The sequence below is a fragment of the Pseudomonas sp. FW215-R2 genome, assembly GCF_058789255.1.
Map to the genome: position 1 here is coordinate 299,870 of NZ_JBYTBO010000003.1, position 13,393 is coordinate 313,262.

The following is a 13,393-nucleotide window of genomic DNA, read 5'->3' on the forward strand; positions in this document are numbered from 1 at the left end:
CCGGTTTCATGTGCTTAGCGGGTCGATACCGGGCGTTTCACCCAGACTGGCGACAGGTTGCTGCCGTTGCCGGTGACGTACAGCACTGCGGCTTCACCGCGTTCCAGGGCGACCGGTTTCACGTCGCCGACTTTCTTGTCGCCTTCGTACAGCGCGAGGCTGACTTTCACCGGGTTGATTTCACGCTCGCCACGGCCCTTGGCGGCCACGTTCGGCACCACGTCGGTCTTGCCGTCGGCGGTCTTCAGGGTCAGCGGCTTGTCGCTGAGGTTCTGCACGCGCACCAGGGATTTCTGCTTGTTCTTGAACGGCGGTTCTTCGATCAGTTGCGGCGCGCCGGAAGCGTTGTTGACCAGGGTGTAGTAGTGATCACCGGCGAGTTTCACCGGCAGGGTCTGGCTGCCGACCTTGGCGCTGTAGTCGCCGCCCGGCATGAAGCTGAAGTCGCTGCTGGCCAGCGGCGCGACGTCGGCAAGGTTGGTGCTGCCGACGGTGGCGCTGACTTCAGCGTTGCTGGCGTTGTAGATGCGCACGAAGGTCGAGCCTTTCGGTGCGGTCGGGCCGTACAGTGCAGCGTCGCCACCGGCAAACGCCTGGACCGACAGCACGCTGAGGCCAGCGACCAGTGCGAAGCGTTTAGCGAGACGACGAGGAGTTGTAGTGAAAGTCATGGTGTACCTCTCTTTCAGTTTTGCGCCCGATCGGGCGTCTCGGATTTAGTGTTGATTGCTACGTTTTGTTGGCGCGCGCCGGCTTGTTTAAGCTCTGCGACCCACTGCGGGTCGGCGTCGCCGATTTCGTTGTTCACAGGCAGATATCGTTCAGGAAACTCCCAGATCAGCACCTGTGGCGGGCTGTTCTTGAAGTCATCGCTTTTCAGGTAGCTGAGCATCGGCAGGATCGGGCCGTGGCCGTCCTCGGCGTAGTTGACGACGTCGCTGTGCAGCGCTTGCTTGAGCGCACCGACGAAGTTCCAGTTGGGGTTGGCGCTGTAGCTGGTGCCGATCAGCGCGACCGGCACTTCGCTGTTGGCGAACAGCGCGTCGTCACCGGCAGGCTGCTCGGTGGCGGCCACGGTGTTGCGCTTTTGCAGCGGCTCTTGCGCCGGCATCAGGTTTTCGAACAGCGGATCCAGCGGCAGGAACAGACGCAGGTCGCCCTTGTGCGTGACCTTCTCGGCAGGCGTGGTGACGAAACGCTGCGGCTCGCCGCTGAGCGGGAACTTGTCGGCGATGGTCTTGGCCAGGGTGTTGGCGGCGATTTCCGCGCCTTCCGGGGTCCAGTGGGTGTCAGTGCGCAGGAACACTTGCTGACCGTTCTGCTTGGCCTTTTGCAGCGGGCCGAGCAGGTCCGGGGCGAGGATCTTGTCCGCCGCGACACGGGCGTGGAAGTCCTGATAGAGGTTGGCGTGGATGCTCGCCGGTTTCACTTCACCCAGGTGTTCCGGGTACAGGCGAACCTTGGCCGGCACGATCGCCATCACCAGTTTCACGCCTTTCTCCTTCAGGGTCTGGCGCACGCCTTCGACCAGCGCGTAGTTGCCTTGCAGGTTCAGCTCTTCGTTGACGATCGGGTTGAATTCCTCATCGCTGTACAACCACTGATCACGACCGAGCACCACGCCCGGACGACCTTCGTTGAACAGTTTGAAATCCAGCGCGGCCCAGAGGTTGGTGCCCAGACGCTTGATCGGGAATTCATCGTCGTAGTGGGTTTCCACGGCTTTGGTCCAGCGGCCGTTGAGCACCGTCGCGTCGGCGTTGGTGCTGAAACCGAAGAAGCTGCGTACCGACCACAGACCGAGCACCAGCAGGGTCACCAGAAACAGCGCGATATAGAAGATGCGTAATGAGCGGGTCATGTCAGATCCCTCAGAACTGGAAGTAAAGGAACGGCGAGAAGCTTTGCGCCGAGAGTTTGAGAATCGAGGCGATGAACAGCAGCAGGATCAGCCCGCGCATCACGTAGCGCGACCAGTCCGCCGTCCAGTACGCCGGTTGCACCTGGGCGTCGACGCCGACGGTGTAGCCATGTTCGTGGATGCTGGCCGGGTTTTCTCCCGGAGCAGCCTTGATCAGACCCGGTTGTGCGCCGGCAGGGCCGTCGCTTTCGACGTTCACTACAGGTTTGGTCTTGGCTGGAGGCTGATGGGTGTACAGATCACGCAGGCCGAAGAACGCCAGGGTCACGTAAGCCACCACCAGAGTCGCGACTTGCAGACCGGTGAGGCTGGCCTGGTTGAGTTCCGACAGCGACCAGTCGCCGAAGCTGAACATCGCACCGTACATGCGACCGGCAACGTGCAGGTTCTCGGCGCGGAAGATCACCCAGCCCATGACCACCAGCAGGAAGGTCAGCGCCCAGCGGATCGGATTGAGGCTGCGCGGCGAGGTATTGAGGCCGAGCATTTTCTCGATCGCCAGCCACATGCCGTGCCACGCACCCCAGACGATGTAGGTGATGTTCGCGCCGTGCCACAGACCACCGAGCAGCATGGTCAGGAACAGGTTGCGATAGGTCATCAGCGTGCCTTTGCGGTTGCCGCCGAGGGTGATGTAGAGGTAGTCACGCAACCAGGTCGACAGGCTGATGTGCCAGCGGCGCCAGAACTCGGTGATCGACTGGCTGATGTAAGGCTGCTTGAAGTTTTCCATGAAACGGAAACCCATCATCAGGCCCAGGCCGATGGCCATGTCGCTGTAACCGGAGAAGTCGAAATACAGCTGCGCGGTGTAAGCCAGCGCGCCGAGCCAGGCATCGCCCGTGGTCGGGTTTTGCAGGGCGAAGCAATGGTCGGCCACAACAGCGAGGGTGTCGGCGATGAAGACTTTCTTGATGAAACCCTGCATGAACCGCGTACAGCCCTCGGAGAACTTGTCGAGGGTGTGGGTGCGGTTGTTGAACTGGTCGGCCAAGTCGCGGAAGCGCAGCACGGGACCGGCGATCAGGTGCGGGAAGATCGCCACGAACGCCGCGAAGTCGATCAGGTTGCGGGTGGCCGGGGTGTCGCCGCGGTAGACGTCGATGATGTAGCTGATCGACTCGAAGATGTAGAACGAGATACCGATCGGCAGCAGTACGTGGGTCAGGATGAACGGCTCAAGACCGACCGACGTCATCATCGCGTTGATGCTGTCGACGCCGAAGTTGGCGTACTTGAAGTAGCCGAGGATGCACAGATCCACCGCCACGCCGAGCAGCAGCCAGCGCTGGGCCGGTTGGGTCCGCACACCGGCGGCGCCGACTTTCAGGCCGATCCAGTAGTTCCACAGGGTGACGCCAGCGAACAGCGCCAGGAAGTCCACCCGCCACCACGCGTAGAACACGTAGCTGGCGATCAGCAGCAGCAGATTGCGATAGCGTTGCCCGCTCAGGTAGTACAAGCCGAGAAAGATCGGCAAGAACAGAAACAGGAACACGTTGGATGAAAATACCATCCCGATCTCTCCATGTTTGAACCAACAGTCAAGGGCCAAAGCCCCCCCAAACCCCCCGTGGAATTGGAGGGGTGAAACGATCAGCGACTAACTGCCCTTGTTGCCTTTCTCGTGGGACGGGTCGTAGACCTTGGTCAGGTCGCCGCCGAGGCGGAAGGTCTTGAACGGCTGCATGCCGTGCTTCTTCTCCAGCACATCCGGCGAACAGGTGTAGAGGCTACAGAACGGCTCAAGCCAGGCGAATTTCATGTCCTCTTTCAGATCGGTCATGTCCTGTTCCTTGCCATTCTTCTTCTCGAAGTCCTCGGGATCTTTCACCCCGGCCAGCACCCGATCACCCAGGCGTTTCAGCGCGCCGTTGTTTTCCTGACGCAAGTCGACACCGTTGACCTGCGCAAAACTGGCGATCATCGCCAGCGGCGGCAGGGCGTAGTTGTGGTAGGCGAGGGCGCGTTGCTGGCGCTTGAGTTCGTTCGGCAGGTAGCCGTCGGCGTCGATCTGATTGGCGCCGACCTTGTATTCCTTGACCGCCCAATCGAACAGGTCGCGGCGGTTGGTGGCGATGGACGTCGCCATCACCGACCAGGCGGCCCAGTACGAGTGGTTGTTGGTTTTTTCCAGCGGCAGGTTGTCCCAGTCGCTGACCACTTGGTCGGCCATCTTGCTGAACCAGGCTTCGATCAACTGCGCTTCCTGTTGATGCTGGGCCAGTGGATGCGAGTCGGAGAACTTCAGGCGAATGTACGAAGAGGCCATGCTGCCCAGCGCCCATTTGCGCATCGACTTGCCGGTGTGGTTGAAGTCTTTCGACATCAATGCATCCGCCCGAGCCCAAGTAGCCAGCCAGTTCAGTGTGCAGTCGAGCTGTTCCGGACGACCGTCGCGCATGAACTGCATTACCCGTTTGGCGGTGCCGCGCTCCAGCGTGGTGATGTCTTTGGTGGTATCGCGAAAGGCTTTTTCCGACTGCACGTTCAGCGTCGCGCGGGCCTTGTCCGAGCCTTCGTACTTGCTGCGAAATTGCAGCGGCCCGGTGTACGGCGCCGGCATCGCATCGCAGCCTTCGCTCTTGTCGCCGGTCTTGAATTTATCCACAGGTGCAAAGTAGCCCTGAGGGGGACGCAGTGGTGCGGCAGCCTGCGCGGTGCCGGCGAAGATCGCCAGCCCGAGCAGCGTCGGCGCTAACAGAGTTTTCAGTTTCGGATTTCGCATAGCAGACCTCATTGCCCGACCTGAGCGGTTTGTTGCCCCGCGCCCGGGAATACGTTGCGTTTGCAGATTTTCGCTTCGACTTTCTGTGGCGCGGTGCCCGCTTCCGGGCCCTGGACTTCGACGGCCAGCAGGTTTTGCGAGGCCCAGTCTTCGTCCGTGCGCAGCTCAAAGGCGAAACGACCGTCGGTGTCGGAGGTTTCCGGTTTCTCGATCTTGATGTCCTCGTGGCGACCGTTCATGTACCAGAGGGTGGCTTGCAGGGTTTTCACCGAGGGATCGGCGAAGCGGATGTCGACCTGATGGCTGCTGTTCTGCAGGTTCAGGTTCTTGCTGTTGACCAGCAGTTCCTGTTTGCCGCCAGGCTTGAGTGTGGTGCTGGCGGACATTTGGGTTTCCTTGCCTTCGCAACCGTTATCCAGCAGCGCCATCATCTGGCGGTAGATGGTTTCCTGGTCGAGGCGGTACAGCGGCGAGAATTCCCAGATGAGAATCTTCGGCGGCGTCTTCTGGAATTCGTCGCTGCCCAGGTACTGCAACATCGAGCCTTCCAGACCGCCGCCGGGGAAGGCGACGTTGAGGATGTCGGCGCCGATGGCTTCTTCGAGGAACCCGGCGAAGTTGTAGTTCTTGCCGCTGTGCGAAGTACCCACAAGGGTGATCTGCGGATTGCCGGAATCGCCGAACAGGTCGCCGTCACCGGCCTCGCCTTTCGGCTCGGTGGTGAACTGGTCCATGTACTGGATCGCGTAACTGGTGCCGCACAGTTGCCCGGCCATGTTGTGCAGGGTGCCGGTCTTGCCCATGCGCCCGGAGCGTTTGGTTTCGAATTCACGCTTGGGAATGTCGGCGAAGGCCGGGATCTGCTTGACCTTCTCGGCGACGATTTTCGCCGTGCGCTGCGCACCGTAAGGCGTCCAGTGCTGGTCGCCACGGAAGTAGAAATCGTGAGCGGGCAGGGTGTCGGGCAGCGATTCGTTGGTCAGCGGTGACAGGTCCGGCACCACGTAACCCATCTGCGCGAAACGGCCGAGCATGGTCTTGTAGTTGCCCAGCGCTTTCTCGTAATCGAACGCGGCTTTTTCCTGCGGGTTGAGCTTGTTGCGGTTCACCAGACCACGGGTGGGCTGGTAGACAATCACCAGTTCGACACCTTTGGCCTTGAACGCATCGTGCAGCTGTTGCAGGCGTTTGTAACCGGCCGGGGTGGTGTTGAACTCGGTGCGCAAATCTTCCTGGGTCCGGAACAACCAGTCGCCCTGCGCCTGCACCAGGGTGGTGAAGTTCTGCTGGTAGCGGGTGGTGTAGTTCTTCGCGTCGTGGGCGGCGGGGCACAGGCTGCAGCACGGTTCGGCGCTGAACTTCGGCGGTGTGGCGCCGGCAGTTTCATCGGCGCGCGCACCATTGCTGGCCGCCAGAATGCCCACGGTCAGGGCCGACAGGCTGAGTAACTTGATCAGGTGTGGGTGCATAAAATTGTCCTCAGTCCCGCATTTCGGTCTGGCGTTCGACAGGGTCGATCAGCACGGCTTTCTGCTGGCGCACCAGCAGGTCGAGAATTTCATCCTGACGCTCGCCAAGGATGCCGTTGAAGCTGATGCCGCTGGATTTGGTCGGCGCCAGCATCGACACGCGATACAGCTCGACACTCAAGGGCGAATCGATCGACAGCGGGCCGCTGCCGTTGGCGGCCAGCTCACCGCCGACCACGATCAGCGAAACCTGAGCGTCGAACGGGTCGAGCTTGATGTCACGGTCGGTGTCGGTCAGGTCCTTGATGTGGCCGTAGACGCCGGTCAGGCCGTTGGCCATGGCGACGTTTTCGTAGAGGCGGATGTTCACGCTGTTACGAATGCGGATGCCGTGGCGCTTGTTGCTGATGACCTTGTTGCCCCACAGCAGGTTGTCGGCGGACTCGTAGAGGGTGATGCCGTCGGTGTGGTTCTTGTAGATCTCGTTGTAGGCAATGATGTTGTTGACGCTGTTACGGTCGATCACCAGGCCCGAGAGGTGGTTGTCGAAACTCTTGTTGTTGAAGATGAAGCTGTCGTTCACCTCACGGGAAATGATGATCCCGTGCTTCTTCTTCGTGCCGTACACCGTGTTCTCGGCAATGATCAGACCGTGGGAACGGTCGTGGGGGTCGATGCCGTAGACGATGTTGTCCTTGTAGGTGTTGCCCTTGACCACGAAGTCGCGGGTCTCGTAGCAGTAGAAGCCGTACCACATGTCCGAGAACTCGGAGCCGACGATCCAGCCGGTCGGCTCGGGGCGCTTGAGCACCTTGGCCATGTTCGGCGTGTACTGGGAAATACTCACGCCGTAGGACTTACTGTTGGCGTAGCCGAAGCTGGCCATCTTGCTGTTGACGATATAGGTCTCGGTGCCACCCCAGGCCAGCAGGAACGGGCGGAATTCTTTCGGCGAACGGAACGTCGCCGGGCCGTTTTCCTTCTCGCGCCAGCCGGTGACTTTGGTGTCACGCACGAACAACTGACCGTCGTTGACCAGGAACGAACCGGCCTCCTGGGACAGGCGCAATTCCTGGGTCTGGCCATCGATTTCGAGGATGCCTTTGCGGCCGACCACGATCGGCAGCTTGGCCAGGTAAACGCCCGGCGAGGTTTCGCTGAAATACTGCTTGGGCAGTTTCTGCGCCAGCTCTTTCAGGTTCAGGTAGCCGTCGTCGACGAAGATCGCCTGTGGGATGCCGTGCTGACGCACCACCCATTCGGCCATCTTGTTGTCGCCGCCGATGAAGTCCTTCAGGGCGTCTTCCTGCATCATCCGGCGCACGCTGATCTTGCCCGGTTTACTACGCACGATTTTCGCGGCAGCGGCTTCGGCGGTGAAACCGGAGAGGTCGGGCAATTTCGGCTTGGCCAGTTCCAGCGCTTCGGTAGGGGCGCTGCTGACGGTGTAGGTCTTGGCCTGTTGCAGCTCTTTCGCCGTGGTCACAGGTTTGCCTTGTTGAGGGGCAACCGGCTCCACGTTGGCGAAGGCCCCGGCCGAGGCCAGCAGCATCGCGCCGGCCAACAGGCTGAGCGAGCCTTTCCTTGGGTTGTTCATGTCGGGCACTCCCTTCGCGGTTTGCATCAGAAGCGCCAGATCACGTCGATGAACGCGCGGTGCATGTACGAATCGACCTGGCTGCCATAGGCATCACCCGGCTTGAACACGCCGCCACGGAACCGCACCAGGGCCGAAGGCTCGTCGATCGACTGGCTCAGCGCCGCTGGCAGCAGGCCTTGCTTGAAGTACTTGGTGACCACCAGATCCATTTCCTGGCCGAGGTCTTTCTTGCCATCGTCCAGTGGCAGGGAGGTGCTGGAAAGGATCGCGCCGGTGACGTCGTCGGTGTTGTTTTCCACGGCGTTGATGCCGTTGCTGCCCACCGGTTTGTTGCCGTCCACACGCCAGAACTTGTGGTAGATCAGACTGGCGTCGTACTGGTCGTTGAGCATCCACGAACCGAACAGCGTGGCGGTCTGCATGTTGTTCATTTCGCCACGGAAGGCCTCGCCGAAACGGTGAACGCGGGAGCGAGTACCGGTGTAGTTCGAGCGGTTGCTTTCCAGGCCGTTCTGTTCGTAATCGGCGCTGGCACGGGCATACGCCGCACCGACCTGCCACTGCGGATCGAGGCGCAGACGCACGCCGATGTCGGTGGCCCAGCCGTTGATGTCTTCACTGCGCTTGGCTTGTGCCGGACGGCTGCCATCGGCGTTCAGCGGGTTGACCGTGTCGCGGTCGCCGCTCATGCCGGTGATGCTGCCCCAGTAGTTGACGGTGTTGGTGTTGCGCCAGTTGTACGCGTCGCTGTCGGCGGTCAGGCCGAGCCAGCTGATGTCGCCGTTCTGGGTTTTGTCGAGGGTGTCGCGGGGCACACCCGGTTCGGCGTAATCGAGCTTGCCGTCATCATGGGTGTGGTGACCACGGATGCCGACCCAGTTGCCCGGCGTCCACTGGTAGGAGGCGTCGGCGTAGGCGTGCAGGCGGTCCTTGTCTTTCGGCGCCAGCTCTTTGAGGTCGGTGCGGTATTCGCTGAAGCGTTCGGCAACACCGGCGTTGGCGCGCAGCAGGGTGGTGTCGAAGGTCCAGTTCAGTGCTTCGATGTTGGTGTCGCGCCACTGGCCGTCGTCGTTGCGCAGGCGCTGGCGACCGAACTTGAGGATCTCGCCGGGGTAGGGCGTGAAGCCGCTGTAGCCGACCCAGAACTCGCGCATCGCCAGGTAGTTCTTCTTGGTCTTGCGATCACCGCTGTCGGTGTTTTCGGCACCGTCGGACTGCTGCAGGGTGTCGGTTTCGATGATGTCGCTCGAGGCGACCGCCTGACCCATGGCGTAGGCGCTCCACGCACCACTTTCGCCGTAGACCCACGGGCGCAGGTCGAGGCCGACGCCGTTGACGTCGCCACCCTTGGCAGTGCCAAGGTCGCGGTCGTCTTCGGACTGGCCGGTGATTTTCACTTCGAGGCCGAAGTTCTTGGTTTCAGTGATCGCGGCCAGTGTCGGGCAAGACCAGATCAGCGCGAACGAAAGGCCAAGGCCGGCCTTTACGAATGGATTCAACTTCATAATTTTTCCTCGCCGTCTTCTTCTTGCAGGGCGTGCAGTTGCAGCGTGTTCTGGTTCAGGGCGCCTCGGCTGGCCTGTTCCTGTTGCAACAGACGCTGGGCTTCGGCCAGGCGCTCGGGCGGCAATTGCGCCGCGAGGGTGGTCGCCAGCTCATCGGCTTGCGGGGTGTTCTGCGCCTTGGCCAACTGGCTGAATACGTAGGCGTTGAGCGGGTCGGGTTTGGTGCCCTTGCCTTGGGAGAACAGCTGGGCGATGGCGAAGTCGGCACTGTTCTGGCCGTTGCGCGCAGCAGTCAGCAGATGGTCGAGAGCCTTCTGCGGATAGACTTTGCCGAGATAGCCACGGCGGTAGATCTGGCCGAGGTAGTAGTCGGCGGCGACTTCGCGGCCGACGGCTTTCTGGAAATGTTCCTCGGCGACTTTCGCATCGGCCGGCACCAGTTTGCCTTCGTAGTAGAGCTTGCCCAGCAACAGTTCGGCGCGCGGCTGGTCAGCGGCGCGGCCGTTGTCCAGGTACTTCATCATCTGGTCGGTGTCGCCGAGTTCCGGGAAGTCGTAGAGCAATTGCGCAAGGGTGACCCACGACGCCGGGTAGCCCGGAGCGATCGGCTCGAGCAGCGACTGCGCGGTTTTTTCGTCGGTCTTGCCCAGGGTCCAATCGGCGAGCACACGGGCAACGGAATCCACGCGCTGGGCGCTGACGCTGCCACGGCTGTGAGCAGCCTGCAGTTGTTTGATCAGCTCGGCCTGTTGCTCCGGCGCACCACGTTTCTGATAGACCGTGGCCAGTTCGACGTAGCAGATGTCGGTGGTGTTGAGCGCGGCCTTGCAGATCTTTTCCACTTCATCCAGATGCTGGTCGTAAGTACCCTGGGTGCGATACAGCAGCACCTGCGCCAGGCCGGCTTCCGGGTAGCCGGATTTGCGCCACTGGTCGATCTGCTGCTGGGCGTTGATGTTCGGGAAACTGTGCGGGTATTGCAGGTACAGCATCGCCAGCGGGATCAGCGTGTTGCCTTCGCCATGGGCGGCGGCTTTCTTCAGCAGGGTTTCGGCTTCCTGATGCTCGGCCTCGGTGGCGCCGGGCTTGGCCACCAGCAAGCGACCGAGACGGGCCTGGGCGCGCGGCGAAACATCGGCCGCTGCGCGGTAGGTCGCCTCAGCCTGTTTGATCTGCGCGGGGTCACGGCTGTCGACCTGAATGTCGGCCAACCCGACCTGAGCTTCGCTGTAACCCAGGTCGGCCAGTGCACGGTAGTTCTGCGCGGCGGTCGCGGTGTCACCGCGCTTGAGCGCTTCGTTGGCCAGACGCTGGTCGGGCAGGCCGGCGCAACCGGCCAGGGCGATTGCCATGGCCATGGCCAGGCTCAGCGGGGCCGGCGGGATTCTGATAGGGCTCGTCATAGGCATGTCCTCGACTTAAAGACCGGCAGCCATGGCTTTGTCGATCAGCCAGTTCAGGTTCGGACCACGGTCGCTGTTCACTTCCACCGGGCGGCCGGCGAAGCTGCTGTCCAGCGGCTCGTCAGGCTGGATTTGCACGCGGATGTCGGAGGACAGGTCGGCGCTTTTCAGGCTGGTGCTGCTGACGATCTTGCCGGTGCGGGTCTTGTCTTCGCCGGCGATCTGGAAGCTCACCGGGGTGCCCGGGCGCACGTCGCCGAACTGGCGATAGGAGAAGCGTGCATCGACGGTGGCCTGGGTGTTGCGCGGCACCAGCGAGAAGATCACATCACCTTTGCTCGCGTATTGACCGTCAGCCACCAGTTGCTGGGCCACGGTGCAATCGCAAGGGGAGGTGAGCGTGCCGGTCATTTGCTTGCCGAACAGTTCTTCAACCTTGGCCGGTTGCAGTTGATCTTCGTCCAGATGGCCCTTGAGCACGTCGAGCATGCTGGTGCTGAACGTCGCCAGCGGTGCGCCCTTGGCGGCGACGCCGTCGGATTTCACCAGGCTCTGTACGGTGCCGTCGCGCGGCATGGTGATGTTCATGCCCGGCACGCTGACCAGACCGGCCTGTGCGTGGCTGACGAAATACATGCTGTACACCGATTTGAAGACGAAACCCGCTGCCACGAGGCCGATCGCGAAAATGCCGGCGCTGAAGGTCACGGCTTTCAGGCGCCCGAACGGGGTCATGCCGTGGCCGCCGTCCTTGACCTTGCGCGCCTTGGTGAAGTTGTCGCGCTGCAGGGTTGCCAGCACTTCGCCGATGCTGACGATGTCGCCGGCCAGGTGCGAAGTGATCAGGTGACGCAGGGTTGAGATGTCCTGCGGTTCGAGGTTCTGAAACTGGCAGCCGGCGCGACCGGTCTGGCGGTCGTAGGAGCGCACTTGCAGTTCAACGTCCATGGCGATGCCGAGGTTGTCGATGACGAATTGCAGGCGCGCCTTGCGCACCTCGCCAATCGTCAGCGGCAACTGACCGGCATTGAACGCCAGACCACCGGCAGACAGGTCGATGACCCGTGCTTCGACCGGTGTCCGGTCGGGACCGAAGAACCGCAGCTTAGCCGGGATTTTCACCCGGGCGTGCTGACGCTGGGCTTCGGATTCATGCACTACGTTGGCGTTGACGGCGGTATTCATAGGGGCGATTTCCTTGTTAATTCAAGAGGGGCGGGTCAGACCATCATCAGCAGCACGGCGACGAAAATGCTGCCGGCGGAGAAGGTCATGGTCCGAGACGACCAGGTGTTGAACCAACGTTGAAAGCTGGCGAGGTCACGGGTCAGGGAAGTGGGCTGGCGAGTCCAGGATTGTTGGTCGAGGCGGAAGAACACGTAGATCTTCACCAGCGCACCGACGATCTGGTTGTAATAGAGAATCACCGGGTACGCCGGGCCGATGCGGTGGCCGGAGCAGGACAGCAGCAGCGTCAGAATCAGGCGGGTGATGCCGATCCACAGCAGGTACGCGAGGATGAACGCGCCGCCGTATTTGAAGCTGGCGATGAGCGCCACGGTCAGTCCGAGCAGCGAGGTCCACATCGACACGCGCTGGTCGAACAGCACCACCGAGGTGAAGGCGCCGAGGCGTTTCACGCCCAGGCCCAGCGCCCGGGAGTTCTGCCGCAGGTTGTTGCCGTACCAGCGGAACATCAGTTTGCGACTGGCCTTGATGAAGCTCTTTTCCGGCGGATGTTCAACGGTGTTGATCGCGGCGTCCGGCACGTAGAAGGTGTCGTAGCCCAGACGCATCAGGCTGAACCAGCTCGACTTGTCGTCGCCAGTCAAGAACTTGAAACGGCCCAGACGCCAGTGTTGCAGTGAGTCGCTTTCAACGTCGGCGATAAATTCCGGGTTGGTGACCACGGTGGCGCGGAACACCGACATCCGGCCGGTCATGGTCAGCACGCGCTTGGACAGGGCCATCGAGCACATGTTGATGTGGCGCTGGGCGAAGCGCAGTTTGTGCCACTCGCTCATGATGTAGCCGCCGCGCACTTCGCAGAATTCGTTGGTGGTCAGGCCGCCGACGTTGCCGAACAGTTGGAACCACGGCACGGTCTTGCGCACGGTGCCTTCGCCGAGCACGGTGTCGCCGTCGATCACGGCGACCACGGCACGGTCGTCCGGCAGGTGACGGGAGATCGCGCGGAAACCATAAGCCAGGCCGTCGCGCTTGCCGGTGCCGGGAATGCGCACGAAGTCGAGCTTCACCCGCTCTGGCGGATTCATTCGCGCCCACAGCGCCTTGACCAGCAGCTCATCGGACATTTCGACGATGGAGCAGACCACGGTGGTCGGCAGTTCGCAGTCGATGGCTTCGCTGATCACCGAGCTGTAGACCTGCGCGGTGGTCAACGCGTCGATGCGAAAACTGGTGACCATCAGAAACACATGCGACGGGTTCGCCGCTTTACCCAGCTTGCGCACTTTGCGGCGCATGTGCGGGTAGACGATGTAGAGAAAAATCATGCCGCGCACAAAGTGCGTGGCACCCATCGAGTAGCGCCAGATACCCACGGCGCCAATCAGGAAAATGAAGTCCTTCGACTCGGAGTCGAACGTGGACGTGGGCAGCATCAGGGCCAGGCCCATCAGCAGGCTCAGAAACAAAAGCCAGCCGGCGGATTGCAGAAAAAAATGTTTGAGCTTGGACATGACCGTCATCCGAAGGTGATGGGGGCTTCAAGCCGCCTGCCGATTCACGGCGTGCGGCTTGAAGC

Annotated in this window: 10 protein-coding genes; all 10 read right to left on the reverse strand. The window is 61.6% G+C overall.

Features of this window, described 5'->3' with window-relative positions; translation table 11 throughout:
- Positions 1 to 14: 14 nt before the first annotated feature.
- Positions 15 to 671, reverse strand: coding sequence for an alginate O-acetyltransferase AlgF (locus tag AC3WRD_RS06285; protein ID WP_102619493.1), 657 nt, complete (start codon positions 669 to 671; stop codon positions 15 to 17).
- 14 nt (positions 672 to 685) lie between these two features.
- On the reverse strand, positions 686 to 1,861 hold the full coding sequence (locus AC3WRD_RS06290) for an alginate O-acetyltransferase (protein ID WP_102619494.1): 1,176 nt from the start codon (positions 1,859 to 1,861) through the stop codon (positions 686 to 688).
- A gap of 10 nt (positions 1,862 to 1,871) precedes the next feature.
- Positions 1,872 to 3,437: an MBOAT family O-acyltransferase gene (locus tag AC3WRD_RS06295; RefSeq protein WP_102619495.1), complete on the reverse strand. Its 1,566-nt coding sequence runs from the start codon at positions 3,435 to 3,437 to the stop codon at positions 1,872 to 1,874.
- An 87-nt stretch (positions 3,438 to 3,524) separates the two neighbouring features.
- Positions 3,525 to 4,649: a mannuronate-specific alginate lyase gene (locus AC3WRD_RS06300; RefSeq protein WP_102619496.1), complete on the reverse strand. Its 1,125-nt coding sequence runs from the start codon at positions 4,647 to 4,649 to the stop codon at positions 3,525 to 3,527.
- An 8-nt stretch (positions 4,650 to 4,657) separates the two neighbouring features.
- Positions 4,658 to 6,118 (reverse strand): alginate O-acetyltransferase, encoded by a 1,461-nt coding sequence (locus AC3WRD_RS06305; RefSeq protein WP_102619497.1) that lies wholly within the window; start codon positions 6,116 to 6,118, stop codon positions 4,658 to 4,660.
- 10 nt (positions 6,119 to 6,128) lie between these two features.
- Entirely contained in the window at positions 6,129 to 7,715 is a 1,587-nt protein-coding gene (algG, locus tag AC3WRD_RS06310; RefSeq protein ID WP_102619498.1) for a mannuronan 5-epimerase AlgG, read from the reverse strand.
- 26 nt (positions 7,716 to 7,741) lie between these two features.
- Positions 7,742 to 9,223: an alginate export family protein gene (locus AC3WRD_RS06315; RefSeq protein ID WP_102619499.1), complete on the reverse strand. Its 1,482-nt coding sequence runs from the start codon at positions 9,221 to 9,223 to the stop codon at positions 7,742 to 7,744.
- Positions 9,220 to 10,632: an alginate biosynthesis TPR repeat lipoprotein AlgK gene (algK, locus tag AC3WRD_RS06320; protein WP_102619500.1), complete on the reverse strand. Its 1,413-nt coding sequence runs from the start codon at positions 10,630 to 10,632 to the stop codon at positions 9,220 to 9,222. The genes AC3WRD_RS06315 and algK overlap by 4 nt, the downstream gene beginning before the upstream one ends.
- Before the next feature lie 9 nt (positions 10,633 to 10,641).
- Positions 10,642 to 11,811, reverse strand: a complete 1,170-nt coding sequence (locus tag AC3WRD_RS06325) for an alginate biosynthesis protein Alg44 (protein ID WP_102619501.1) — start codon at positions 11,809 to 11,811, stop codon at positions 10,642 to 10,644.
- Between the two features lie 35 nt (positions 11,812 to 11,846).
- On the reverse strand, positions 11,847 to 13,328 hold the full coding sequence (gene alg8 / locus AC3WRD_RS06330) for a mannuronan synthase (protein ID WP_173861318.1): 1,482 nt from the start codon (positions 13,326 to 13,328) through the stop codon (positions 11,847 to 11,849).
- Positions 13,329 to 13,393: the final 65 nt, after the last annotated feature.

What these genes read in the sequence shown, in the direction of transcription:
- AC3WRD_RS06325 (WP_102619501.1), bottom strand. Translation starts at nt 11,811, where the DNA reads ATGAATACCGCCGTCAACGCCAACGTAGTGCATGAATCCGAAGCCCAG.
- AC3WRD_RS06290 (WP_102619494.1), bottom strand. Translation starts at nt 1,861, where the DNA reads ATGACCCGCTCATTACGCATCTTCTATATCGCGCTGTTTCTGGTGACC.
- alg8 (WP_173861318.1), bottom strand. Translation starts at nt 13,328, where the DNA reads ATGTCCAAGCTCAAACATTTTTTTCTGCAATCCGCCGGCTGGCTTTTG.
- AC3WRD_RS06285 (WP_102619493.1), bottom strand. Translation starts at nt 671, where the DNA reads ATGACTTTCACTACAACTCCTCGTCGTCTCGCTAAACGCTTCGCACTG.
- algG (WP_102619498.1), bottom strand. Translation starts at nt 7,715, where the DNA reads ATGAACAACCCAAGGAAAGGCTCGCTCAGCCTGTTGGCCGGCGCGATG.
- AC3WRD_RS06305 (WP_102619497.1), bottom strand. Translation starts at nt 6,118, where the DNA reads ATGCACCCACACCTGATCAAGTTACTCAGCCTGTCGGCCCTGACCGTG.
- AC3WRD_RS06300 (WP_102619496.1), bottom strand. Translation starts at nt 4,649, where the DNA reads ATGCGAAATCCGAAACTGAAAACTCTGTTAGCGCCGACGCTGCTCGGG.
- algK (WP_102619500.1), bottom strand. Translation starts at nt 10,632, where the DNA reads ATGCCTATGACGAGCCCTATCAGAATCCCGCCGGCCCCGCTGAGCCTG.
- AC3WRD_RS06315 (WP_102619499.1), bottom strand. Translation starts at nt 9,223, where the DNA reads ATGAAGTTGAATCCATTCGTAAAGGCCGGCCTTGGCCTTTCGTTCGCG.
- AC3WRD_RS06295 (WP_102619495.1), bottom strand. Translation starts at nt 3,437, where the DNA reads ATGGTATTTTCATCCAACGTGTTCCTGTTTCTGTTCTTGCCGATCTTT.